A 23,096-nucleotide genomic window follows, 5' to 3' on the forward strand; every position below is an offset into this window, starting at 1 on the left:
ATTTACGGTGCCGAAAAAGCGGACGTTGTCCGTTATCGGCAATCCGCGTGCGCCGGGCGGCAGGGGATTACCCGGATGCGACGCAGCGGCACACCGCGCCGCGGATGCGCGGCCTCAGCTCAAGCGCGGCGTGTGCGACGGCAGCTCGTGGAAATGTTGCTGGTAGTACGCGGAGAAGCGCCCGAAGTGGCAAAAGCCGAATTGCGCCGCCGCGTCGCCGATCCGCATCGTCTCGGGTGTCGTCATCAGGAAGCGTCGCACCGCATTCAGCCGGATCGAGCGGAGGTAGGCCGTCGGCGTGGTGCCGACGACGTTCTGGAAGCTGTATTGCAGCGTGCGGCGGCTGATTCGAAGGTGATGGCAGAGATCGATGACCGTCGGCACGTCGTCGCTTTGCAGCGCGATTTCCTGGCTCCGGCGAACGATGTAGCTTTGCGTCGATGCCGACGGCAGCGCACCGGCATCCGATTCGTCGGACTGTACGAGATCGAGCAGGATGCCGACGACGCTGTGCGCGAGCACGCGTTCGTCGAACGCGTCGCGTGCGGTGAGCGAACCGCTGTCGAGCGCCTGGCAGAGCACGCGCTCGAGGCCGTCCAGCGCATTGCGGTAGCGCGCGGGCGAGATGGGGAGCACCGGCTGCTTCAGGATGCGCGCGGGCAGGTTCGCGAGTTCGTCCAGCTCGTGATCGGCCGTGAGCGTGCGATCGATCGTGAAGGCGAGCACCTCGGTATCGCACGGCAGATGCGCGACGAACTCCTCGCCGCCGCGCAAGGTCAGCAGGCTCGGGCGCTCGACGGTGCGCCCCTGGACCACCGGCGCGACCGAGTTTGCGATCGGCAGTGCGAAGCAGAGGCGGTCGCGCGGCGCCAGCCCGTGCTGCATCACGCGCTGGTTGATGCGTTCGCGAAACACGTGAAAGCGCTGGCCGGCGACCTGGCGCAGCGTGGTCGTGGCGGTGCCGGGGCTGATCTGGTCGTAGTGCTGCGACCAGTTCACGATCGCCTGGGAATGGAGGAACACATCCGAGAAGCACAATGTTTCAGCGTGCAGGTTCATGGTATGGCCAATGCGTCCCTTCTCAAATTCGATGCCGGCCGAAGCCGGCGCATGCTGCTGCCCGGGCGCGGGCAGCGCGATCGCGCAGTGCGCGCGATCCGCCTGGAATCTCCCGGAAGGTGCCGTGCAACCCGACCGGTCGTGCCGTCGATCATATCCAGAAAAAAACCGTCGGGTGACGCGTTGGCAAGACCCGGTTGCCGTGCGGCGCGTCACCTGCATGCGTTGTGTCGCGGATGGCGACGGGTGACTGCAAGGGGAATGAAATAAAAACCCGAAATGCGGGACAATGCAGAAAATATGTTATTTCTGAACGATAAATAACATATTGAAATCCCATTATAAGGGATTCAATTTAATTTCGAGGTGGGGTTTACACACGGTGCCGCGCGAAGGGCGCGAAGGGCGCGAAGGGCGCGAAGGGCGCGAAGGGCGCGAAGGGCGTGAAGTGGGCGCGAAGGCGCCCGTGTGCCGGTCAATCCGGGTCGGATTTCAGGCCACCATCGATCCATCGCGCCTCGGACGCACGAAGATGCGCGCGGATGGCCGTCTGGGCCGCGATCGGGTCGCCGGCCTGCAACGCGTGGAGCACGTCCTCGTGCTCCCGCACGGCGGCGGTCCAGGTCTGAGGATTCTCCGCGTGGCCGCGCATGGCCGCGGCGATCGGGTCGTGGCGGCTGTCGAACAGCTCGCCGACGAAGCGGGTGAGCACCGAATTGCCGGCGGCTTCCGCAATCAGCATATGGAACTGCCGGTCGGCTTCGACGGGCGATTTGCCGGCCTCCGCGAGCCGCTTCATGCGCTGCACCGTGCGGCGCAGGCGATCGAGCATCGCGGCCGTCATCCGCGCGGCGGCCAGCGCGGCAACGCTGCCTTCGATGGCCGCGCGCGCCTGCATCAGTTCCGACGGACTGTCGCCGAGCGTGCCCATCGTGCCGACGTCGTCGGCCGCCGTGTCGCGCACATAAACGCCGGAGCCCATCCGGATCTCGATCTGGCCGCCGATTTCCAGCGCGATCAGCGCCTCGCGAAGCGACGGTCGCGATACGCCGAGCGTCAGCGCCAGCTCGCGCTCGGGCGGCAGGCGCTCGCCGACCGCGAATTCGCCCTGGCGAATCAATGCGACGATCTGGGCCGCGACCGATTGGTAAAGCCGCTTGGGTTCTGTCGATTTCATCCGATGGATCTTGGTCAATGCGCTTTCCGCGCAAGCGCGCGTCGCAAAGTCTATCACGCCCGCCATGTCGCTCTATACGGGGGCCCGTTCGTACGGATGTGCGGGTTTTCACCATTGGTAAGATCGGATGTAGATATATAAATTGGCTTGACCAAAAGTGGCTGGATTGATGTAATCCATTGAAATTGGACTGACCAGACGAAATCCAGGTCGACCCTTCCCAAGGAGACGCAATGGCAATGCCTCGCAATCTGCCCGATCAGGCCGCACAGGACGAAGCGGACCGGGAGATCCTGCGCCTGGAAGGGATTCGCAAGCGCTTCCCGGGCGTCCTCGCGCTCGACGGGATTCGCCTCGACCTGCGCCGCGGCGAGGTGCATGCGGTGTGCGGCGAAAACGGCGCGGGCAAATCCACGCTGATGAAGATCATCAGCGGTCAGTACCTGCCCGACGAGGGCGTCGTTCACTATCGCGGCGCGCCGGTGCGGTTTCGTTCGGCCTCCGAAGCGCAGGCGGCCGGCATCGCGATCATCCACCAGGAACTCAATCTCGTGCCGCACCTGAGCGTGGCGGAGAACCTGTACCTCGCACGCGAGCCGCGGCGCGGGCCGTTCGTCGACACGAAACGGCTCAATGCGGACGCGGCGCGCTGCATCGCGCGGATCGGCCTGAACGTCGCACCGACGACGAAGGTCGGCGTGCTGTCGATCGCGCAGCAACAGATGGTCGAAATCGCGAAGGCGCTGTCGCACGATGCGCGCGTGCTGATCATGGACGAGCCGACGTCGTCGCTGACGGAGTCGGAAACGGTGCAGCTCTTTCGCATCATCGAGGAACTGCGTGCCGACGGCGTGGCGATCCTGTACATCTCGCACCGGCTCGACGAAATGGCGCAGATCGTCGATCGCGTGACCGTGCTGCGCGACGGGCGCCACATCTCGACCGACGATTTCGCCGACGTGAGCATCGACGACATCGTCGCGCGCATGGTCGGACGGACGCTCGACGACGCGTATCCGTCACGGCAGTCGACGCCGACCGACGAGGTGCTGCTCGACGTGCGGGAACTGCGCCGCGACGGCGTGTTCGGGCCGGTGTCGTTCGCGCTTCGCAAGGGCGAGATCCTGGGTTTTGCCGGACTGATGGGCGCCGGGCGCACCGAAGTCGCGCGCGCGATCTTCGGCGCGGACCGCCCGGACGGCGGCACGATCGCGCTGCACGGCCGGCCCGTGACGATCCGCTCGCCGCGCGAGGCGATCCACCACGGCATCGCGTATCTGTCGGAGGACCGCAAGAAGGAGGGGCTCGCGCTGCCGATGCCCGTCGCGGCGAACCTCACGCTCGCGAACGTGCGCGGCATCTCGTCGCGCCTGGGCTTCCTGCGCTTCGACGACGAACTCGACGTCGCGCGGCGCTACGTGCAGGACCTCGCGATTCGCACGCCGTCGGTGCAGCAGGTCGTGCGCAACCTGTCCGGCGGCAACCAGCAGAAGGTCGTCATCGGCAAATGGCTGTACCGCGGCTCGAAGATCCTGTTCTTCGACGAGCCGACGCGCGGCATCGACGTGGGCGCGAAATTCGCGATCTACGGGCTGATGGACCGGCTCGCCGCCGACGGCGTCGGCGTGGTGCTGATCAGTTCGGAACTGCCGGAGCTGCTCGGCATGACCGACCGGATCGCCGTTTTTCACGAAGGTCGAGTGACCGCGTTTCTCGACACCAAACACACCAGTCAGGAGGAGATCATGCACTACGCTTCGGGGCGCCCCCATGCTTGAAATGACATCGGATCGAAGCCAGGCCGACGAGCGGGCGGCGCGACAGCGGCGGCGCGACCTCATCCAGAAGTTCGCGGCGCTGGGCAGCCTGGTCGTGCTCGTGTTCGCGTTCTCCGTATCGAGTGCGGCGTTCTTCTCGGTCGACAACCTGATGACCGTCGGCCTGCAGGTGACCTCCATCGCGTATCTGGGCGTGGCCGCCACCTGCGTGATCATCACCGGCGGCATCGACCTGTCGGTCGGCTCGGTGCTCGCGCTGGCCGGCGTCTCGTCCGCGCTGCTGGTCAAGGCGGGCGTGCCGGTGCCGGCGGCCATGGCGGCCGGGATCCTGGTCGGCGCGCTGTGCGGGTTCATCAACGGCATTTGCGTGACGCGCATGGGCCTGCCGCCGTTCATCGCGACGCTCGGGATGATGCTCGTCGCGCGCGGCGTCGCGCTCCAGATCACGGGCGCACGGCCGGTATCGGATCTCGGCGACGCGTTCGGCACGCTGGGCAACGGCGCGCTGCTGCGCATCTCGCGCATCGGCGCGGACGGGTTCCCCGATACGACGTTTCCCGGCATTCCCTATCCGGTCGTGATCATGGTCGTCCTGTTCGTCGTGGTGTCCGTGCTGCTGTCGAGAACGTCGCTCGGCCGCCATATCTACGCGGTCGGTTCGAACGCGGAGGCGGCGCGGCTGTCGGGCGTGAACGTACAGGGCGTGAAGCTCTTCACCTACGTGCTGTCCGGCGCGCTCGCCGGCGTGACCGGCTGCGTGCTGATGTCGCGGCTCGTCACCGGGCAGCCGAACGAAGGCGTCATGTACGAACTCGACGCCATCGCCAGCTCGGTCATCGGCGGCACGTCGCTGATGGGCGGCGTCGGCACGATTTCCGGCACGGCGATCGGCGCGTTCGTGATCGGCGTGCTGCGCAACGGCCTGAACATGAACGGCGTGTCGAGCTTCATCCAGCAGATCATCATCGGCGTCGTGATTCTGGGCACGGTCTGGATCGACCAGTTGCGCAATCGCCGGCACTGACCGGCAGCAGTTCCCACCAACGAGAAGCGGAGCGAGACATGAACAAATCCATCCTGCTGGCAGCATCGGCATGCCTGTTCGCGGCATGCAACAGCGGTGCGTACGCGGCGGGCGGCGAGATCGCCGTGATCGTCAAGACGGTCAACTCGAACTACTGGCAGAACGTGCAGAAAGGCGCGAAGGCGGCGCTCGACGGCGCCAAGGGCTACACGATGACGTTCCAGGGCCCCGCGGCCGAGTCCGACATCAGCGGGCAGGTCAACATGGTCGACAACGCGGTCACGCGCCATGTGGCGGGCATCGTGCTCGCGCCGTCCGATCCCGATGCGCTCGTGCCCGCGATCAAGAAGGCGTGGGAAGCGCACATTCCGGTCGTGCTGATCGACTCGGCGATCTCGGACGCGGGCAAGCCGTATTACCAGGCCTTCCTGACGACCGACAACGAGAAGGCGGGCGCGCTGTGCGCGAAGGCGCTGATCGACCGCGTCGGGCAGTCCGGCAAGATCGCGATCATGTCGTACGTACCGGGCGCGGGTTCCGAAGTCAGCCGCGTCGGCGGGTTCCGCAAGTACATCGCGAGCCATTCGAAGCTGCAGATCGTCGGCCCGTACTACTCGCAGTCGCAAATGGCGAACGCGCTGAACCAGACGACCGACGTGCTGTCGGCGAACCCCGACCTGAAGGGCATCTTCGGTGCGAACGAGCCGACCGCGGTCGGGATGGGCCGTGCGCTGAAGCAGTCGGGCAAGGCCGGCAAGGTGGTGGCGATCGGGTTCGACGGCAACGAGGATTTGCAGGGCTTCGTGCGCGACGGCACGGTACAGGCGATCGCCGTGCAGGGCTCGTGGCAGATGGGGAACCAGGGCGTGCGCACGGCGCTCGACGTCGTCGAACGCAAGCCGGCGCCGAAGCTGATCGATACCGGCGTCGTGATGGTCGACAAGCAGAACCTCGATTCGGACGCGGCCAGGAACGTCCTGTACTGAGCGGCTGCGCAAGCCGCCCGCGCGCGGGCGGCGACTGCGCGCCGCGCCTCTTTCCCGCATCCAGTCACCACTCATGAACGCAAACGAAATGCGCGCATTGCCGCGCAGCGGGCTGACGGTGTCCGCGCTCGGCCTCGGCTGCTCGCAGCTCGGCGGCCTTTATCGCCCGATGTCGGCCGCCGACGCCGACGCGCTCGTCGACGCCGCGTGGGCCGCCGGCCTGCGCTACTTCGACACCGCGCCGTATTACGGCTACACGCTGTCCGAGCGGCGCGTGGGCGCGGGGCTCGCCCCGCGCGAGCGCGGCGCGTTCACGCTCAGCACGAAGGTCGGGCGCCTGATGCGCGCCGACGCGAGCGTGCGCCCGGGCGACGACGGCTGGGCCGAGCCGCTGCCGTTCCGGCCCGTCTACGACTACAGCTACGACGGCATCATGCGGTCGCACGACGATAGCCGGCAGCGGCTCGGGCTCGCGCGGATCGACATCCTGTACGTGCACGACATCGGCGCGATGACGCACGGCGATCGTCACGCGCACTACTGGGAACAGCTGACCCGCGGCGGCGGGTTTCGCGCGCTGGACGCGCTGCGTGCGGGCGGCGAGATCGGCGGGTTCGGCCTCGGCGTGAACGAATGGGAAGTCGCCGCCGCTGCGCTGAACGAAGCGGCGCTCGATGCCGTGCTGCTGGCCGGCCGCTACACGCTGCTCGAACAGACGGCGCTCGAACCGTTGCTCGACGCGTGCGGCCGCGCGGGGACGGGCATCGTGGTCGGCGGCGTGTTCAATTCCGGCGTGCTGGCCGGCAACGGCAAGTTCAACTATGCGGATGCAAGCGCCGACGTGATCGACAAGGCCACGCGGCTCGGCGCGCTGTGCAAGCGCTTCGACGTTCCGCTGCCCGCCGCCGCGCTGCAGTTTCCGTTCGGCCATCCGGCGGTCGTGTCGTGCGTGGTCGGCGCGCGCAGCGTGGCCCAGCTGCAACAGAACCTCGCATGGTTCGAGCGCCCCTTGCCGGCCGAACTGTGGGCCGCGCTGCGCGACGAAGGGCTGATCGCGGCGCGCGCGCCGGTTCCGGGAGCGCGCGCATGACGGCGCGCATCGACGCACATCAGCACTACTGGCGGATCGGCGCGCGGGCCGGTTGCTGGCCGCCGGCCGAACTCGACGCGATACACCGCGATTTCGGCCCCGCCGATCTGGCGCCGCTGCTCGACGCGGCGCGCATCGACCGCACCGTGCTCGTGCAATCGCTGCCGAGCGACGCCGACACGCGCTTCCTTCTCGATCTCGCGGACGACACCCCGACGGTCGGCGCGGTGGTCGGCTGGGTCGACCTGAAGGCCGTCGACGCGCCGGCGCGGATCGAGGCCTTTGCGGCGGCGCCGAAAGCGCGCGGGTTGCGACCGATGCTGCAGGATCTGCCCGACGATGCGTGGATCGACGATCCGGTGCTGGATCGCGCGGTCGCCGCGATGCTCGAGCATGCGCTGTGTTTCGATGCGCTGGTGATGCCGCGCCATCTCGATGCGCTGCATGCGTTCGCGCGGCGCCACCCGGATCTGCCGATCGTGATCGACCACGGCGCGAAGCCGTTCATCGAGCGCGGCGAGCTGCAGCCGTGGCTGTCGGCGATGCGCCGCCTCGCGAGCCTGCCGAACCTGCATTGCAAGCTGTCCGGCCTGTGGACCGAGGCCGGGCCGTCGGCCGGCGCGGACGCCGTGCGAGCGCGCACGCGGCCTTATGTGCACGCGCTGGCCGACCTGTTCGGGCCGACGCGGCTGATGTGGGGCAGCGACTGGCCGGTGCTGCGGGTTGCGTCGGCGTGCGGCGGCTACGGCGACTGGCTGGCTGCGTGCGAGGACGACTGCGCGCAGTTGCTGGGCTCGGCGGCGCTTGCCGACCTGTTCGGCGGCAACGCTCACCGCTTCTACCGGATCGACGCCGCGCGCGGCGGCGCATGACCCCGATCGACAGGAATCCGACATGCTCAGCGTGATTTGCGAATCCCCCGGCGTGCTGCGCGTGCAGCATCGCGAACGGCCTGTGCGCGGCAGCGGCGAAGTCTTGTTGCGCGTGCAACGTGTCGGCATCTGCGGCACCGACCTGCACATCTTCACCGGCAACCAGCCGTATCTCGAGTATCCGCGCGTGATGGGCCATGAACTGTCCGCCGTCGTGGTCGAGGCGGAACCCGAGTCGGGGCTCGGCGCCGGCGATGCGGTGTACGTGATGCCGTATCTGTCGTGCGGACACTGCGTGGCATGCCGTCACGGCAACACCAACTGCTGCGTGAACATCAAGGTGCTCGGCGTGCATCGCGACGGCGCGCTGGCCGAATATCTCAGTGTGCCCGCGCAGTTCGTTCACAAGGCCGACGGCATTTCGCTCGACCAGGCGGCGATGCTCGAATTCCTCGCGATCGGCGCGCATGCGGTGCGGCGCGCGGAGGTGCGCCCCGGGCAGCGGGCGCTGGTCGTCGGCGCCGGGCCGATCGGCATGGCCGCGATGATCTTCGCGAAGCTGCGCGGCGCCGACGTGACGTGCCTCGACACGCGGGCCGACCGCCTGGCGTTTTGCCGGCAGCACCTGGGTGTCGACGCGGCGGTGGAGGTCGGGCCGGACGACGCGGCGCGCCTCGCGGCGCTGACGGACGGCGAGTATTTCGATGCGGTGTTCGACGCGACGGGCAACCTCGATGCGATGAATCGCGGTTTCGAATTCGTCGCGCACGGCGGCAAATACACGCTGATCTCGATCGTGCGCGGGCACGTCGCGTTCTCGGATCCCGAATTCCACAAGCGGGAAACCACGTTGCTCGCGAGCCGCAATGCGACGGCCGAGGATTTCGCGACCGTGCTCGACGCGATGCGCGCGGGGCGCATTCCCGACCGCGCGCTGAACACGCACCGGATGCGGCTCGAGGACGTGCCGGACGCGCTGCCGCGTCTGCTGGACGCGGGGCAGACCGTCGTGAAGGCGCTCGTCGAATGCTGATCCGCCACTCGTGACGCGCGGCGGCGTACGGCCGCCCGCGCAATCGGACTGCGAAGGAGAACCCGCGATGCACACCCTGATGCGCGAACCGGCGGTCGGCGAGACCGGCCGGGACTTTCATCTGTCGGACCTGGAGAAGGGGTTGCTGGGCGAGGCGCTGCGGCTGCTCGCCGAGACGCGCGCCCGTGCGCTGGAGCTGTGTGCCGAGGTGAGCCGGCGGCAAGGCGGCGCCGTGCCCGACGTCCACGATTTCAACCTGCCCGCGATCATCGATCTGCAACGGCGCTTCGGTACGCGGCCGTGCCCGTCGGGCGAAGCCGGCATGTTCGACGAAGGGCCGGCCTCCGGCCGTTTCGCTTGACCGGCGCCGCCGGCGGGCGGCGCCGTCGCACGGATCGGTGCCTGCTGCCGGTTATGACGCCGACAGCGTGATCGACACACCCGTCGCCGTATAGACCGGCGTCGCCTTGAAGCCGTCGACCGTCACCGTCGAGAATTTCGCGGCGCCTGCTGCCGCGTCGATCAGCGCGATGGTGTCGCCGGCTTTCGGTGCATAACCGTTCACGAACTTCACGTGCAGCGTGCCGCCCGCGACGGTGAACGCGCCGCCCACGCGCAGGCGTCCGCCGCCGTTGCCGTCGATGTCGAGTTCGAGCGTCGTGTTGTCGAGCTGCGTGTAGCGGGTCGCGATCGTGACGGGCGCGCCGGCCGCGATCCGGATGCCGCCGCCGGAACCGACATACACGTCGCCGTTGCCGAACGCCGTCGTGGAAGCGGCGGCGAGTGTGCCGCCGCTGACCTGCGTGCCGCCCGTATAGCTGTTGTTGCCCGCCAGCGTCAGCGTGCCGCTGCCTTGCAGCGTCAGCTTGCCGGCGCCCGCGATGTCGTTGCGCCACAGGTCGGCGGCGTTGAGGCCGCCCTTCGACGCATCCATCGCGACGGTCACGTTGCCGTTGAATGCACCGTAGCCGTCGGCGGCGGCGAACAGGTTCAGCCGGCCCCAGCCTTCCGCATCGTCCATCACCGGGTAGCCGGACGGCAGTTCGGTGGTCTTCAGCACCACGCGCCGCTGGTCGGCGCCCAGGTACGGGAAGCGCGTCTGCAGCAGGGTCTCCGCGCCCTTCGGCACGACCGGCGGTGCGCCGGTCGCGTCGATCGCGCCGAAGCCGTACGTCATGCGGCGCGTGAACGCCGCCTTGTTCGTCGCGTAGTCGGCGAACCGGTCGGTCGCCGTCGTGCCCGAGCGCGCGAATGCGGGGAAGGTTGCATCGGTGGTGCCGGTGAGCTGCTGCAGCGTCTGGTGCGCCTGGCCGTACGCGGCCTGCGCGTCGCTCGCGTAGGCCGCGAGGTTGGCCGCGCTGACGGCCAGCGCGAGCATGCGGCCGCCGATCACGTCGAGCGGCGAGTGCATGCCGGCGAGTATCCGGTTCTCGCCGAGCTCGAGGCCGCGGCCGACCATTTCCTGGAAGCGCTCGGGCACGAGCCACGCCATCGTCACGGCGTCGCGCATCGCTTCGGCCTGGTGGCCGCTGATGAAGCCGCCGTCGGTCGCCGGCGTCGTGCTTTCCGCGAGCACGAGCGTCGGCGCGACGACGACGCTCGTGCTCCAGCGATACGGCCGCGCATACTTGTAGAAGCGCTTCGCGGGTTCGGTCGACGCGTTGTTGCCCATTTCGTTGAGCAGGTCGACGACTTTCCCGAAATTCGCGTTGCCGCTGCTGCCCACGCCGACGTTGTTGCCGCTGTCGTTGTACAGCACGGTCGTGGCGTCGGCCGGCACGCTGGTGATGCTGGTCGTCTGCTGGGCCGCGGTGCGCCATGCCGCGGTGAGCGGCCCCATGCCGTCGGTCACGCTGTAGCCCTTGCCGCGCCGGTCGTCGTAGTAGGCGGCGTCGGCTTGCTGCGGCGTGCGCGCGGTGGTCGCATTGACCACATATTGCACGTTCGCCGACAGCACCGCGTCGTTCAGGCTCGTGCCGCACGGCGTGCCGTTGCCGGGCAGCCCCGTGCAGGTGGACGGCGAGATGGCCGGAAACGCGCCGTTGGCCGGCGCGGTCACGCCTGCATCGACGAGCATCGTCGACGGCTGCCACAGGTCGAGGAAGCGGCTCACCACGCGCACGGCGGCGTTGGTCGACAGCGTTGCATAACGAGCGTCGCCGCGCTGGTTGGTCGCGACGTTGTCGACGAACGCGGGCACGCTCGGAACCGGCGCGCTGTCGACGAAGCCGGGGTCGGCCGGCGGCGCCGGGACCGCGGCGTTCGTCGAGCTCGTTGCGACGACATCGTCGCCGCCGCCGCAGGCAGCCAGTAGGATCGCGGTCGACAGCGCTGCGACGTGCAGCGGGAGACGGCTCGGTGACGCAAGCATGCAAACTCCATCCTGAGGGTAGAAGACGGAGCATTGTGGTGGCCGATCGTGACGCGACGGTTACGAAACCGATTCACGTCATTCGGCGCGATCGAGAGCGTCCCGCTTTCGGCGGATGATGTTTAGTTTGTTTTCCTAAACGGGACGAATATCGAAAGCAATAGGGATGTCGGTCGTGGTGCGACGCGGCTACGCGTGCGATGCGCTCGCCTCCAGCCGGAACAGGGATACCGACTCGGAAAGCTGATTTCCCTGTTCCTCGAGCGACTTCGATGCGGCAGCGGCCTCTTCGACGAGCGCCGCGTTCTGTTGCGTGACTTCATCCATTTGCGTGATGGCCAGGTTGACCTGCTCGATGCCGCGGCTCTGCTCGCTCGATGCCGCCGCGATCTCGCCCATGATGTCCGTCACGCGCGCCACCGCCTGCGTCACCTGGTCCATCGTGTCGCCCGCATTGTGCGCGAGACGCGAGCCGTCCTGGATCTTCTGGACCGATTGCGTGATCAGTTGCCGGATTTCCTTCGCGGCAGACGATGAACGTTGCGCGAGACTTCTCACCTCGCTGGCTACCACCGCGAAGCCGCGGCCTTGTTCGCCCGCGCGCGCCGCTTCCACGGCCGCGTTGAGCGCGAGGATGTTCGTCTGGAACGCGATCCCTTCGATCATCCCGGTGATCTCGGCGATTTTCGTCGAGCTGTCGCTGATCTCCGTCATCGTTTCGACCACCAGGCCGACCGCGGTGCTGCCGCGCTGCGCGACTTCCGATGCGTTATTGGCCAGCGAGCTCGCCTGCTGCGCATTGTCGGCGTTCAGTCGCACGGTGGACGTCAATTCTTCCATGCTGGATGCGGTTTCCTGCAGCGACGCCGCCTGCTGTTCCGTGCGAGACGACAGATCCTGGTTGCCGGACGCGATTTCGCTCGCGCCCGTCGCGACGTTGCCGGACGCAATGCGGACCTGCGAAATCAGCCGCACCAGATTGGCCTGCATTTCGCGCATGGAAGCCAGCACGCTGCCGCGCGGCGCGTCGACGGCGGCGGACCCGGCGGCGAGGTCGCCGCCGGCGATGCGCTGCGCGATGTCGTTGAGCGTGGCAGGCTCCGTGCCGAGCGAACGAGTCAGCCCTCGCACGATGATGACGCCCGCCGCCACCGCGCCCGCGACGGAGGCGATGCAGATGAAGATGAGCAGCGTCCGCCGGGACGCATAGCTGTCTTCCGAGTCTTTCACCATCTGCACGGCGCGTTCGCGCGTGTACACGATATAGGCCTGCGATGCGTCGACCAGCTGCGCCAGAAGCGGGCGGCATTGTTCGTTCATCATCGTGATGGCCTGATCGCGCCGGTTGTCCAGCGCGGCGTCCACGATGGCCCGTGCCACCGGGCCGTACCTGGTCTCGATCTGGTCGATTTGCCGTACCAGCTCGCGCGCCTTGTCGGTTGCGTCGGTGCCTTCGCCCACGGCGCTCTTGAGTGCGGCGATCCGTGCGCTGACATCGCGGTCGGCCTGCAGCGCTGCTTCCTTCTCGATCTCCAGGTCGCGCGGCGTTGTCACGAGCACCAGGTTGCGAGCCGCGATGGCTCGCCGATCGACGGCGACGCGTACCTTGGCTGCCAGTTCCGCGCGAGCGTTGATGCCATTGACGTAATTCGCGAATATCGCGTTCGCGTTGCTGAGCGATACGACGCCGAGGAACGAAACGAGCAGCACCACACATGCCAGAAGGCCGAATGTAAGAGTGAGTTTGGTGCGAACCGTAAGCTGTTTGCTATGCATCTGTCGGGATCCCTTGCGTAGACGGTGGGTAGCGTTCCTTATTATCGGATTGGTTAAAAAAGTATTTAGGGCGCTTGAAAAACGCAATCGTTTGCGGGGCGAGAAACTTCGAAATGATCAAGAACGCGCGGTTCGGAGTGTTATCCGGAGAGGTTTTTACCTCAGATGTTATGGAGTGCGTGATTTCGGAATCGGCGCTGTCACGCAATTGTCACTATCCGATCGGATAACCATGAGGTTGCCGATCGATGCGGGCTCGCCAGCCTGGAACGGCAGGCGTGTCACTTTCCAGGCAGCGAAGCTGTCGGATCGCCGGAGCAGGCGAACGATGCGGTGGCACGATCGCGCGGCCGGCGATCGGTGCGTTGCGTTGCAGGGCGAGACGAATGCCGGAAGGAAAAGGGCGGTCGCAGTCGACCGCAACGCCCCTTAAACGGGATGCACAAGCGATCCCGTGTCGCCGCGGCACACGCGGTTTCTACCGTGGCGCTTCGCCGTATACAACGCGAGGTCCGCTTGATGCGTGAGCGCGTCGACGGACGTCGGGCGTGCGCGATGCCCGGTTGCGTATCCGATGCTGACGGTGAAAGCCGGAACCGTCTCGGCGAATCCGGCGAGCTGGTTGCGTTCCACGTCCGCACGAATGGCCTCCGCGACCTTCGCGGCGCCGCTTTCATCCGTGTCCGGCAGCACCGCGACGAACTCTTCGCCGCCGTAGCGCGCGGCGATGTCGGCGCGCCGCCGCGTGTGAGTCCGGATGCATTCGGCCAGGAATCTCAGTGCCGTGTCACCCTGCGCATGCCCGTATCTGTCGTTGTACTGCTTGAAGTGGTCGGCATCGATGAACAGCACGGACAGGCTGCCGTCGTTGCTGCGCTGGAGTCGCTTCCATTCGTCGGCCAGCGCGACGTCGAGCGCACGGCGGTTGTGCAGGCCCGTCAGCGGATCGGTGCGGGTGAGATCGGTCAGCAACGTCTGCTTGCGGAGATTGTCCCGCAACGCGAATGCGAGCAGCCAGACGACCGCGCAGAAGAGCGCGCAGATGAACGATGCCGACACGCCGACCGACCATGACATGCGCGTGAAGCCGGCCAGCACGTCGCGCTCGGCGGGCGCGACGACGGCAATCAGCGGTGTGCCGGGCACCCGCTGGAACGTATAGAGCCGCAAGGTTCCGTCGATGCGCGAGTAGGCCGCATAGAACCCCGATTCCTGGTTCAGCATGCGATCGAAGGCCTTCGATCGGCTCAGGCGGAGCATCTGGTGTTCGCTCAGCGGCGGATTTCTGGCCAGGATGGTGCCGTCCGTGCGCAGGATCGCGCTGATGCCGTTCGGCCCGACGTTCAGTCGGGCAAGCAGTTGATCGAAGTAGGCGATGTCGATGGCGACGATCGCGATCCCGTTGAACGAGTGGTCCGGCCGTTCGATGCGCCGGGACAGCGCGATGGACTCCGTGCCGCTGCGCGAGCGCGCGCGATAGGCCTCGGATACGTAAAGGCCGACGTTCGCCGAGTCGCGATGGACCTTGAAGTAGTCGCGATCGCTGAAGTCCCAGTGGTGTGACGGGCCGCAACACCCGTCTATCAGGAGGCCATTTCGGTCCGTCACGCCCATGCCGGTCACGTATTGCGCGGCCGCGCGCTGGAACAGCAGATCGTGCCGAAGCCCGGCGTCCATGTGCCCGACCTCCGGCTTGCCGAGATCGGATGCGAGCGCGATCAGCGCGTTGTTGGACGTCTCGACGGTCCGCGCGATCTCGCCGACCAGCACGGCGGCGACGTTGCGCGAGGTCTCGTGCGCGTGCTCGACGACGCCGCTTCTCATGGCCCACAGCGTCATCGCGCTGATGCTCAGCGCGGCGAGCGACATCAGTGTGCCGAGCGCGCCGACGACAAGATGGTTTCGTCCCGCCCAGTCGGCGATTTTCTCGATGGAAGTGGATGCGGACATGCTCGCGCTCGTGGGGGAAGCCCGGTGCGATGACCGAGGCTGCGCTGAAATCCGGGTTAACGGCAGGTATGCGAGGAAATGGAGGTCTGCATGCGAAGCGAATCGGCGCGGCGTTGCCGCAAACGTGTGCGGCTGCCGCGCCGGTTGCGTTGAAGCCGATCCGTCAGGCGGGCGCGCCGGATTCGTCGACGAGCCGCCCGAGCCGGACGACGGTGACGCCGGGCCGCAATTGCCGCAGCGACGGCATCACGAGTACGCAATCGGGATAGGGCGTCACGACCGGGACCTCGTTCGACCAGCCGATCACGGTGCCGGCGTCCGGGAAATGTTCGAGCCCGGTATAGTCGCCCGCGAAACGGAACACGCCGTTCGTCGCGACCACGGGCTCCGTCACTTGCACGACGCGCATCGTGTCGGGCAGCCGCAGGAACCAGTCGGCGGGCAGGTCGTCAGGCTCGACCACGCCGGACGCAACCAGGAAACGGGCCGTCGAATCGCGGGCGACGTCCACCGCGCGTGCTTCCCAGTGCTGCCCGCATTCCACCAGCATCGCGCATTTCGGGCTGCCCGGCTCGCCGAATGCCGCGTAATCGCGCATCCGCGTGCCTTCCGGGTGGCCTTCGTCGCGGATCACGGTGGCCGGTGCGCCGACGCGGCGCGCGAGCGCGACGCCCTTGTCGAGCGGCCCCGCGACGATCAGCGGCGCACTGCGCTCGTGCATCGAATGCAGGTCGAGCAGCCAGTCGGCCGCGTCGACGAACGGGCGCAGCGCGCGGGCGCGATCGAGTTCGACCGAGCGGGCTGACAGATCGTCGAGCACGGCGGGCGTCCACACGCGGTTGAAATCCTGGTCGACGAAGCGCGCCGCGTCCGGCTGCGCGGGATCGAAGCGCGCGTAGGCCGCGACGTTCGCGAACGACAGCGTGAGCGTGCCGCGGCGCGGCCGCACGCCGAGCGCCAGCAGCGCGTCGACGACGATCGCGCCGCAGACTTCGTTGCCATGCGTGAGCGCGTTGACCATCACGTTCGGGCCGGCCTCGCCGGATGCGAAGCGATAGACGTGCTCGACGCCGGTATTGCCCGCGCGGTGCGGCGCAAGGTCGGGAAACGAAACTTCGATCGGGTAGGGCGTGAAAGCGGTCATGGCGGCATACCGGGCAACGAAAACGTAAGGAAGGGGCGTGCGATCAGTCGAGCCCGCCCTGGCACAGGTACTTGATCGACAGGTAGTCGTCGAGGCCGTAGCGCGAACCTTCGCGGCCGTAGCCCGATTCCTTCACGCCGCCGAACGGCGCGGCCTCGCTCGCGAGCGCGCCCTCGTTGATGCCGACGATGCCCGTTTCGAGCCGCGCCGATACGCGCGCGATCCGCCGGACGTCCTGCGTGTAGAAATACGCGGCGAGCCCGAACGGCGTGTCGTTCGCGGCGCCGACGGCTTCGTCCTCGGTATCGAACGGAAACAGCGCGGCGACCGGCCCGAACGTCTCCTCGCAACCGAGCTGCATGCCGGCGGCCGCATCGGCCAGCACGGTCGGCGCGTAATAGTTCGGCCCCAGTTCGGGCAGGCGCCTGCCGCCCGTCAGCACGCGGGCGCCGCGCTCGAGCGCATCGTCGACATGGCGCGCGATCTTGTCGACCGCGCGTGCGTTGATCATCGGGCCGATCTGCGCGGCGGGGTCGGTTGCAGGCGCAACTTTCAACGCGCCCACCCGCGCGGCGAGCTTCGCGGCGAACGCGTCGTAGATCCGGGCCTGCACGTACACGCGATTCGGCGACACGCAGGTCTGGCCGCCGTTGCGGAACTTGGCGGCCATCAGCCCGTCGACTGCGGCGTCGAGCTCGGCATCGTCGAACACGATGAACGGCGCATTGCCGCCGAGCTCGAGCGACAGCTTCTTGAGCGTCGCCGCCGATTCGCGTGCGAGCAGCTTGCCGACGGGCGTCGAGCCCGTAAACGTGATCTTGCGCACGCGGGCGTCGGCGAGCCAGTCGGCCACCGCGTCGATGCCGCGCGCGCGCGATGCGGCGATCATGTTCAGCACGCCGGGCGGCACGCCGGCTTCCTGCGCGAGGAACGCCAGCGCGAGCGCCGTGAGCGGCGTGTCCTCGGCCGGCTTCGCGACGACCGTGCAGCCGGCCGCGAGCGCGGGCGCGATCTTGCGCGCGATCATCGCGAGCGGGAAATTCCACGGCGTGATCGCGGCGACGACGCCGATCGGCTCCTTGACCGCACTCTGCCGCTTGCCGCGCTGCTGTTGCGGAATCAGGTCGCCGTAGGTGCGGGTCGCTTCCTCGGCAAACCACAGCACGTACGACGCGCCATATGCGACTTCGCCGCGCGCTTCGGCGAGCGGCTTGCCCTGTTCGCGCGACATCAGTTTCGCGAGATCGTCGGTGTGCGCGACGATCGCCGCATGCCACGCGCGCAGGATCGCCGCGCGTTCGCGGGTCGGCGTCGCGCGCCACGCGGGCAGCGCGCGCGCGGCCGCGTCGGTCGCGGCACGCGCGTCGGCCGCGCCGCTGTCCGGCACGTCGGCCACGCGCTCGAGCGTCGCCGGATCGGTGACCGCGAAGCGGCCGCCGTCGAGCGCATCGCGCCACGCGCCGTCGATCAGGTTTGCACTGCGAACGAGTTCGGTGCGGGAGAGGGTAAGTGACATGGCTGGTCCTTGGATGAGGGCGGCTCGACGGCGGCAGGCGGGTGCGTCGCGACGACGCGCGTACGGCGTGGCCGCCGCCCGCCGCGCGTCAGTGCCGTTCGCCGAACAGCGATTCGAGCGGATAGTGCCGCTTGACGAACGGCGACTTGATGATCACGTAGCTGAAATACTTCTCGATGCCGATGTTCTGCTCGAGCAGCCCTTCGACGATCGTCTGGTAGTGGCTCACGCTGCGCGTGACGAACTTGAGCAGATAGTCGTAGCCGCCGCTCGCGAGATGGCACTCGACGATCTCGTCGACATCGCGGATCGCCGCGACGAACCGGTCGAAGTCCTCGCGCCGGTGGTCGGCCAGCGTGACCTCGGTAAACACCACCTGCACGTCGCCGAGCTTCTCGAGCTGGATGTGCGCGCCGTACCCGGCGATGTAGCCGGCTTTCTCGAGCCGCTTCACGCGGATCAGGCACGGGCTCGGCGACAGTCCGACTGCATCGGCCAGTTCGACATTGGTCATGCGCCCGCGCTTTTGCAACTGGGAAAGAATGCGCAGGTCGATCCGGTCTAGCTTGCTGTCCGTCATGTTCGCGTGAGAAGGCAGAAATGGAATGTCCGGTTACTTTAGAGTCGAACGGTAGCCGCCACAAGTCCGGCTTTCCCTCGCCCGCTTCGCGCCCGACTCATGCCCGACTCACGCCGGCTGCGCATGGGCGGCGTCGAGCGCGCGCTGCACGCCCGCGTCGGCCAGCACGTCGTCGAGCGTCTTGCGCACGCGCTCGAACATCAGGTCGAACTCGCCGGCCGTGAAGCTCAGCGCCGGCGCGAAACCGAGCACGCCGTCGCCGAACGCGCGGAACACGATGCCGTTCGCGTACGCGGCCGCCGTGATCCGGTCTGGCAGGTTCAGCGCCGGGTCGAAGCGCGTCTTGCGCGCCTTGTCGGCCACCAGCTCGAGCGCGCCGAGCAGGCCCGCCGAACGCGCCTCGCCGACCAGCGGATGGTCGCGCAGCGCGGCAAGGCCCGCCGCGAAGCGCGGCGCCATCGTCTGGCCGTTCGCGAGCAGCCCGCCTTCGTGATAGAGCCTCAGCACCTCGAGGCCGATCGCGGCGCTGACCGGATGCGCGGAATACGTGTGGCCGTGCCCGACCACTGCGGACTCGGTGCGGCTGCCCGCGATCCCTTCATAGATTTCGTCGGACATCAGGACCGCGCCCATCGGCGCATAACCGGCCGTCAGGCCCTTCGCGACGGTCATCAGGTCCGGCTCGACGCGTTCGGTCTCGCACGCGAACAGCGGGCCCGTGCGGCCGAAGCCGGTGATCACCTCGTCGGCCACGAACAGGATGCCGATGCGCCGGCATGCGTCGCGCATCGCCTTCAGCCAGCCCGCGGGCGGCACGATCACGCCGCCGGAGCCTTGCACCGGCTCGCAGAAGAACGCGGCGACGTTGTCCGCGCCGAGTTCCGCGACCTTCGCTTCGAGCGCGGCGACGGACGCGGCGATCAGTGCCTGCGGATCGTCGCCGAGCGGGTGGCGATACGGGTAGGGCGACGGAATGTGGTGCTGGTCGGCGCGCGGCAGGTCGAAATGGCGGTGGAACGCGGGCAATGCGGTGAGCCCGGCGCCGATCGACGACGAGCCGTGATAACCGCGCTCGAGCGCGATCATGTGCTTCTTCGTCGGGCGGCCGGTCGCGTTGAAATAGTGCGTGATGAAGCGCACCGCGGAATCGACGGCGTCCGAGCCGCCGAGCGTGAAGTACACGCGGTTCAGCGACGCGGGCGCGAGCGCCGCGAGCCGCTCGGCAAGCTCGATCGCGGGCTGCGACCCGAAGTGGAAATAGCCGGTGGCGTACGGCAGCTTCGCCATCTGTTCGGCCGCCGCCTTCACGATGCTGTCGCGGCCGTAGCCGACGTTCACGCACCACAGGCCGGAAAACGCGTCGAGCAGCGTGTGGCCTTGCGCGTCGCGCAGGAACACGCCGTCGGCGGAGTCGAGCACGGTGACGCCGCGCGCCTCGTGCGCACGGTAATTGACGACCGGATGAATCAGGTGTTGGCGATCGGCTTCGATCAGCGCGGAGTAGGTCATGGAAGGGCGGGACTCTCGTCGGGTGTCAGCGATGGAGTCATCCTAACGAGCGAGAAATTCGCGTGTGCCTTCAATTTGCCGGCTGAAACGTACGGGCGCGGCGTTTGCACGGCATGCTTCGGCATTTTCTGCTGCGTCCGCGCGCCGGTGCGGATGAGCGGTCAGTAGCCGCGCGCGCGATCGACGACGCCGATCATCGGCTGCCCCGCGCGATGGCGCGCGAGGTTCGCCAGCACGGCGTCGACGGCGGTGTCGGGCCGCGTCGCGCTGGCGATGTGCGGCGTGATCCGGATGCGCGGATGGGCCCAGAACGGGTGTCCTGCCGGCAACGGTTCGGGGTCCGTCACGTCGAGGATCGCGCTGTCGAGCCGGCCGCTGTCGAGCGCCGCGAGCAGCGCGGCCGCGTCGAGCTGCGGGCCGCGACCGACCTGCACGAGCGACGCGCCGGCCGGCAGCGCGTCGAACACGCGCGCGCCGAGCAGCCCGCGCGTGCCGTCCGTCAGCGGCAGCAGGCAGATCAGGATGTCGGTGCGCGCGAGAAACGCGTCCAGCGCCGCGTCGCCCGCATGGCACTCGACGCCGTCGAGCGTGCGCGGCGTGCGGCTCCAGCCGGCGCACGGGAAGCCGAAGCGCCGCAGCATGTCGAGCACGGCCTGGCCGAGCGTGCCGAGCCCGAGCACGCCGACGCGGCGCGTTGCGGCCGCGCGCACCGGCCGCTCGTGCCATACCTGCGCGCGTTGCTGCGCCGCGTAGTCGAACAGGTCGCGATGGATCGTCAGCACGGCCTGCGTCACATACTCGACCATGCCGTCGACAATGCCGGGTTCGATCATCCGCACGACCGGGATGTGCGCGGGCACGCGCGACAGGTCGAACTGGTCGATGCCGGCGCCGACGGAGAACACGATCTCGAGGTTCGGCAGCAGCGCGACCGGATCGTCGGGTGGCTGCCACGCGGCGAGGTAGCGCACCGCGTGCGGATCGCCGATGTCAGGCCAGATCCGGAACGCGAGATCGGGTGCTTGCTGTGCGAAACGGTGCGCCCATTGCGCGCCGCGCACCGGATCGGCCTTGTAAAGGAAGCTCATGGCCCGCGTGGCTCAGCCGAGCGCCTGATTGACGATCGCGAACGCGCGCAGCGCCGGGTCGCGCGCGGGCGCGTCGCCGCGCACCATCGCGACGACCGTGTCGACGCGCGGCAACCCGAGCCCCTGCAGCCAGTCCGACAGGCCGCTGTCGCCCGGCACGTCGAGCCGCACGAACATGCCTTCGTGCAGCGCGAGCCAGTGGCTGATGAGCGCCTGCGCGCGCAGCGCGTCCGGCGCGATCACCGGGCCGATCGCATGGCCGCGGCCGAACCGGCGGAACAGCGCGAAGCCGAGCAGTTCGCCGTCGCGATCGAGCGCGATGCCGTTGGCGACGTCGAGCAGCGCGTCGGTCACCGCGTCGCGCGGATAGCCGGCCGCGCGCGACGCGAGCGCCGCGAGTCGCGGGCCGTCGTTCGTGCCGAGCGGGCGCAGCCGTTCGCCGGGCGGCAGCGAGATCAGCGGCGGCTGGAATACGGTGCCCTGGTGCTGGTCGATCGTGCCGATCGCGTGGAAGCCGAACTTCGCGTACAGCGGCTCGCCGGCCGGCGTCGCATGCAGGAACACCGTGCGCGGGCCGAAGCCGTCGACCAGCCGCGCGAGGAGTTCGCGGCCGATGCCGCGGCCCTGGTGCTCGGGCGACACGATCACCATGCCGAGCGACGCGTGCGACTCGCCGAAGCGCCAGCCGAGCGCGGTGCCGACGACGCCGGTCTCGTCTTCGGCGACGAAGCCGCTGCCGAGCTGCAGCACGAAGCGCCAGTCGTCGACCCGATGCGGCCAGTTGAACGCTTGCGACAGCCGATGCGCGGCGGGCAGGTCGCTTTCGGCGAACGGACGATAGGTAAGCGTGCGGGAGGAATTGAGGTCGGCCACGCCGGACTCCGGATCGGTAGGAATGACGCCCCACTCTGCCAGCGGCGGCACGGCGCGGATAGGACGATTCGCCTGTTTTTCGGCGATCGCGGCCCGTCGCGCGGGATCGATGCAAACCGGCTCGAACGGCGCGGCGCAACGCGCATTCCGTGCCGGAGCGGGCGGTCAATCCGGCAGCATCTGCTGCGTGAACGCCCGTACGATTGAAGCAGCGCGGCACGGCGGTTGTGCACGACCGACGCGTTGCGTTGCCGCTTCGCGCGATCCCGTCGGCCGGCCGGCCGGCGTGCGCCGCGCCGGGATCGCCGCAGATCGTGCCGTGCAGGCCCGGCAACACGCGGCGATCGTGCGTTTCGAGCGGCGCCGAACGATGCGCGAAGGATTTATTGCCCTGATTCAATTGCGTTCAACCCAGCCCGTCCCCGGCCCTGCCGGGGCTTCACACCGACAGGACGTCACCATGATTCAATTTGAACCGAAATTCATCACGTTCGACTGCTATGGCACGCTGACCCGCTTCCGGATGGGCGACATGGCGCGCGAGATTTACGCCGACCGCCTGTCGCCGGTCGATCTCGAGGAGTTCGTGCGCGTGTTCGCCGGCTATCGCCTCGACGAGGTGCTCGGCGCGTGGAAGCCGTATCGCGACGTCGTCGTCAACGCGATCCGCCGCACCTGCAACAGGCTCGGCGTGAAGTTCGACGAAGCCGAGGCCGAACGCTTCTATTTCGCGGTTCCGACCTGGGGCCCGCATCCGGACGTGCCGGCCGGCCTGTCGCGGCTCGCGAAGAAGTACAAGCTGGTGATCCTGTCGAACGCGTCGGACGACCAGATCATGAGCAACGTCGACAAGCTCGGCGCGCCGTTCCACGCGGTGTTCACGGCGCAGCAGGCGCAGTCGTACAAGCCGCGCATGCAGGGCTTCGAATACATGTTCGACAAGCTCGGCTGCCAGCCGCAGGACGTGCTGCACGTGTCGTCGAGCCTGCGCTACGACCTGATGACGGCCGAGGATCTCGGGATCAAGCACAAGGCGTTCGTCAATCGCGGCCACGAGCCGGGCACGCCGTACTACAACTACACGGAAGTGTCCGACATCGGCGATCTCGCGACGCAGCTCGGCCTGTAAGCGGCGCGTCGGCGGCGCGCGCATGGGTCGTGCGTCGCGCCGCCGCCCGGGCACGCCCGGGCGAATTCAGTGAGCGGCCGGCCCGACCGTTCGCTCGGGTGCGTACGATCAGCGCACGAATCGAGGGTAAATACCGATGCG

The 23,096-nt window shown here is 68.1% G+C and carries 19 protein-coding genes; 8 read left to right on the plus strand and 11 right to left on the minus strand.

The annotated features are described in order from the left end of the window. Positions 1 to 114 precede the first annotated feature (114 nt). Both GD429_RS06130 and GD429_RS06135 read right to left on the minus strand, forming a co-directional pair. Positions 115 to 1,059: a helix-turn-helix domain-containing protein gene (locus tag GD429_RS06130; RefSeq protein ID WP_152856121.1), complete on the minus strand. Its 945-nt coding sequence runs from the start codon at positions 1,057 to 1,059 to the stop codon at positions 115 to 117. Between the two features lie 475 nt (positions 1,060 to 1,534). Continuing rightward, entirely contained in the window at positions 1,535 to 2,236 is a 702-nt protein-coding gene (locus GD429_RS06135; protein WP_152856178.1) for a FadR/GntR family transcriptional regulator, read from the minus strand. Positions 2,237 to 2,469: 233 nt separating this feature from the next. Here GD429_RS06135 and GD429_RS06140 point away from each other — a divergent pair, with 233 nt between their 5' ends. From GD429_RS06140 to GD429_RS06170, 7 genes are all read left to right on the plus strand, one after another. After that, complete coding sequence (locus tag GD429_RS06140; protein ID WP_152856122.1) at positions 2,470 to 4,014, plus strand: sugar ABC transporter ATP-binding protein; 1,545 nt, start codon at positions 2,470 to 2,472, stop codon at positions 4,012 to 4,014. After that, on the plus strand, positions 4,007 to 5,038 hold the full coding sequence (locus GD429_RS06145) for an ABC transporter permease (protein WP_152856123.1): 1,032 nt from the start codon (positions 4,007 to 4,009) through the stop codon (positions 5,036 to 5,038). The genes GD429_RS06140 and GD429_RS06145 overlap by 8 nt, the downstream gene beginning before the upstream one ends. A gap of 38 nt (positions 5,039 to 5,076) precedes the next feature. Then, entirely contained in the window at positions 5,077 to 6,024 is a 948-nt protein-coding gene (locus tag GD429_RS06150) for an ABC transporter substrate-binding protein (protein WP_152856124.1), read from the plus strand. A gap of 73 nt (positions 6,025 to 6,097) precedes the next feature. Beyond that, on the plus strand, positions 6,098 to 7,114 hold the full coding sequence (locus GD429_RS06155) for an aldo/keto reductase (RefSeq protein ID WP_152856125.1): 1,017 nt from the start codon (positions 6,098 to 6,100) through the stop codon (positions 7,112 to 7,114). After that, complete coding sequence (locus tag GD429_RS06160) at positions 7,111 to 7,986, plus strand: amidohydrolase family protein (protein ID WP_152856126.1); 876 nt, start codon at positions 7,111 to 7,113, stop codon at positions 7,984 to 7,986. The genes GD429_RS06155 and GD429_RS06160 overlap by 4 nt, the downstream gene beginning before the upstream one ends. A 22-nt stretch (positions 7,987 to 8,008) precedes the next feature. After that, positions 8,009 to 9,019, plus strand: coding sequence for a zinc-binding alcohol dehydrogenase family protein (locus GD429_RS06165; RefSeq protein ID WP_152856127.1), 1,011 nt, complete (start codon positions 8,009 to 8,011; stop codon positions 9,017 to 9,019). A gap of 67 nt (positions 9,020 to 9,086) precedes the next feature. Beyond that, positions 9,087 to 9,380: a hypothetical protein gene (locus GD429_RS06170; RefSeq protein ID WP_152856128.1), complete on the plus strand. Its 294-nt coding sequence runs from the start codon at positions 9,087 to 9,089 to the stop codon at positions 9,378 to 9,380. A gap of 51 nt (positions 9,381 to 9,431) precedes the next feature. Here the strand turns inward: GD429_RS06170 and GD429_RS06175 are convergent, their stop codons facing one another. The 9 genes from GD429_RS06175 to GD429_RS06215 all read right to left on the minus strand — a co-directional run bounded on the left by GD429_RS06175 (position 9,432) and on the right by GD429_RS06215 (position 21,826). After that, positions 9,432 to 11,390: a phosphatase PAP2 family protein gene (locus tag GD429_RS06175; RefSeq protein WP_152856129.1), complete on the minus strand. Its 1,959-nt coding sequence runs from the start codon at positions 11,388 to 11,390 to the stop codon at positions 9,432 to 9,434. Between the two features lie 189 nt (positions 11,391 to 11,579). Next, positions 11,580 to 13,166 carry a methyl-accepting chemotaxis protein gene (locus GD429_RS06180; protein WP_152856179.1) on the minus strand — a complete coding sequence of 529 codons (1,587 nt, stop codon included), beginning with the start codon at positions 13,164 to 13,166 and terminating at the stop codon, positions 11,580 to 11,582. 429 nt (positions 13,167 to 13,595) lie between these two features. Further along, positions 13,596 to 15,116: a sensor domain-containing diguanylate cyclase gene (locus GD429_RS06185; protein ID WP_152856130.1), complete on the minus strand. Its 1,521-nt coding sequence runs from the start codon at positions 15,114 to 15,116 to the stop codon at positions 13,596 to 13,598. A gap of 163 nt (positions 15,117 to 15,279) precedes the next feature. Then, positions 15,280 to 16,260, minus strand: a complete 981-nt coding sequence (locus GD429_RS06190; protein WP_152856131.1) for a M14 family metallopeptidase — start codon at positions 16,258 to 16,260, stop codon at positions 15,280 to 15,282. Between the two features lie 43 nt (positions 16,261 to 16,303). Continuing rightward, the gene (locus tag GD429_RS06195; protein ID WP_152856132.1) at positions 16,304 to 17,776 is read right to left on the minus strand and encodes an NAD-dependent succinate-semialdehyde dehydrogenase; all 1,473 of its coding nucleotides are present in this window, start codon (positions 17,774 to 17,776) and stop codon (positions 16,304 to 16,306) included. Positions 17,777 to 17,864: 88 nt separating this feature from the next. Beyond that, on the minus strand, positions 17,865 to 18,356 hold the full coding sequence (locus tag GD429_RS06200) for an Lrp/AsnC family transcriptional regulator (RefSeq protein WP_034182400.1): 492 nt from the start codon (positions 18,354 to 18,356) through the stop codon (positions 17,865 to 17,867). Positions 18,357 to 18,464: 108 nt separating this feature from the next. Next, positions 18,465 to 19,865: an aspartate aminotransferase family protein gene (locus GD429_RS06205; RefSeq protein WP_152856133.1), complete on the minus strand. Its 1,401-nt coding sequence runs from the start codon at positions 19,863 to 19,865 to the stop codon at positions 18,465 to 18,467. 161 nt (positions 19,866 to 20,026) lie between these two features. Next, positions 20,027 to 20,953 (minus strand): 2-hydroxyacid dehydrogenase, encoded by a 927-nt coding sequence (locus tag GD429_RS06210; RefSeq protein WP_152856134.1) that lies wholly within the window; start codon positions 20,951 to 20,953, stop codon positions 20,027 to 20,029. Positions 20,954 to 20,965: 12 nt separating this feature from the next. Further along, a complete protein-coding gene (locus GD429_RS06215; protein ID WP_321574429.1) occupies positions 20,966 to 21,826 on the minus strand; it encodes a GNAT family N-acetyltransferase in 861 nt (286 codons plus the stop codon). A gap of 460 nt (positions 21,827 to 22,286) precedes the next feature. On the opposite strand from GD429_RS06215, the gene GD429_RS06220 reads away from it, so the two are divergent. After that, positions 22,287 to 22,955: a haloacid dehalogenase type II gene (locus GD429_RS06220; protein WP_152856135.1), complete on the plus strand. Its 669-nt coding sequence runs from the start codon at positions 22,287 to 22,289 to the stop codon at positions 22,953 to 22,955. Positions 22,956 to 23,096: the final 141 nt, after the last annotated feature.

It is taken from the genome of Burkholderia sp. BE17, assembly GCF_009362305.1.
Taxonomy (GTDB): domain Bacteria; phylum Pseudomonadota; class Gammaproteobacteria; order Burkholderiales; family Burkholderiaceae; genus Burkholderia; species Burkholderia pyrrocinia_C.

Excerpts from the sequence above, each read along its gene's own strand:
- GD429_RS06155 (WP_152856125.1), top strand. The coding sequence starts at position 6,098 with ATGAACGCAAACGAAATGCGCGCATTGCCGCGCAGCGGGCTGACGGTG.
- GD429_RS06185 (WP_152856130.1), bottom strand. The coding sequence starts at position 15,116 with ATGTCCGCATCCACTTCCATCGAGAAAATCGCCGACTGGGCGGGACGA.
- GD429_RS06220 (WP_152856135.1), top strand. The coding sequence starts at position 22,287 with ATGATTCAATTTGAACCGAAATTCATCACGTTCGACTGCTATGGCACG.
- GD429_RS06200 (WP_034182400.1), bottom strand. The coding sequence starts at position 18,356 with ATGACGGACAGCAAGCTAGACCGGATCGACCTGCGCATTCTTTCCCAG.
- GD429_RS06135 (WP_152856178.1), bottom strand. The coding sequence starts at position 2,236 with ATGAAATCGACAGAACCCAAGCGGCTTTACCAATCGGTCGCGGCCCAG.
- GD429_RS06130 (WP_152856121.1), bottom strand. The coding sequence starts at position 1,059 with ATGAACCTGCACGCTGAAACATTGTGCTTCTCGGATGTGTTCCTCCAT.
- GD429_RS06180 (WP_152856179.1), bottom strand. The coding sequence starts at position 13,166 with ATGCATAGCAAACAGCTTACGGTTCGCACCAAACTCACTCTTACATTC.
- GD429_RS06190 (WP_152856131.1), bottom strand. The coding sequence starts at position 16,260 with ATGACCGCTTTCACGCCCTACCCGATCGAAGTTTCGTTTCCCGACCTT.
- GD429_RS06210 (WP_152856134.1), bottom strand. The coding sequence starts at position 20,953 with ATGAGCTTCCTTTACAAGGCCGATCCGGTGCGCGGCGCGCAATGGGCG.
- GD429_RS06150 (WP_152856124.1), top strand. The coding sequence starts at position 5,077 with ATGAACAAATCCATCCTGCTGGCAGCATCGGCATGCCTGTTCGCGGCA.
- GD429_RS06205 (WP_152856133.1), bottom strand. The coding sequence starts at position 19,865 with ATGACCTACTCCGCGCTGATCGAAGCCGATCGCCAACACCTGATTCAT.
- GD429_RS06140 (WP_152856122.1), top strand. The coding sequence starts at position 2,470 with ATGGCAATGCCTCGCAATCTGCCCGATCAGGCCGCACAGGACGAAGCG.
- GD429_RS06160 (WP_152856126.1), top strand. The coding sequence starts at position 7,111 with ATGACGGCGCGCATCGACGCACATCAGCACTACTGGCGGATCGGCGCG.
- GD429_RS06165 (WP_152856127.1), top strand. The coding sequence starts at position 8,009 with ATGCTCAGCGTGATTTGCGAATCCCCCGGCGTGCTGCGCGTGCAGCAT.
- GD429_RS06195 (WP_152856132.1), bottom strand. The coding sequence starts at position 17,776 with ATGTCACTTACCCTCTCCCGCACCGAACTCGTTCGCAGTGCAAACCTG.
- GD429_RS06175 (WP_152856129.1), bottom strand. The coding sequence starts at position 11,390 with ATGCTTGCGTCACCGAGCCGTCTCCCGCTGCACGTCGCAGCGCTGTCG.
- GD429_RS06145 (WP_152856123.1), top strand. The coding sequence starts at position 4,007 with ATGCTTGAAATGACATCGGATCGAAGCCAGGCCGACGAGCGGGCGGCG.
- GD429_RS06170 (WP_152856128.1), top strand. The coding sequence starts at position 9,087 with ATGCACACCCTGATGCGCGAACCGGCGGTCGGCGAGACCGGCCGGGAC.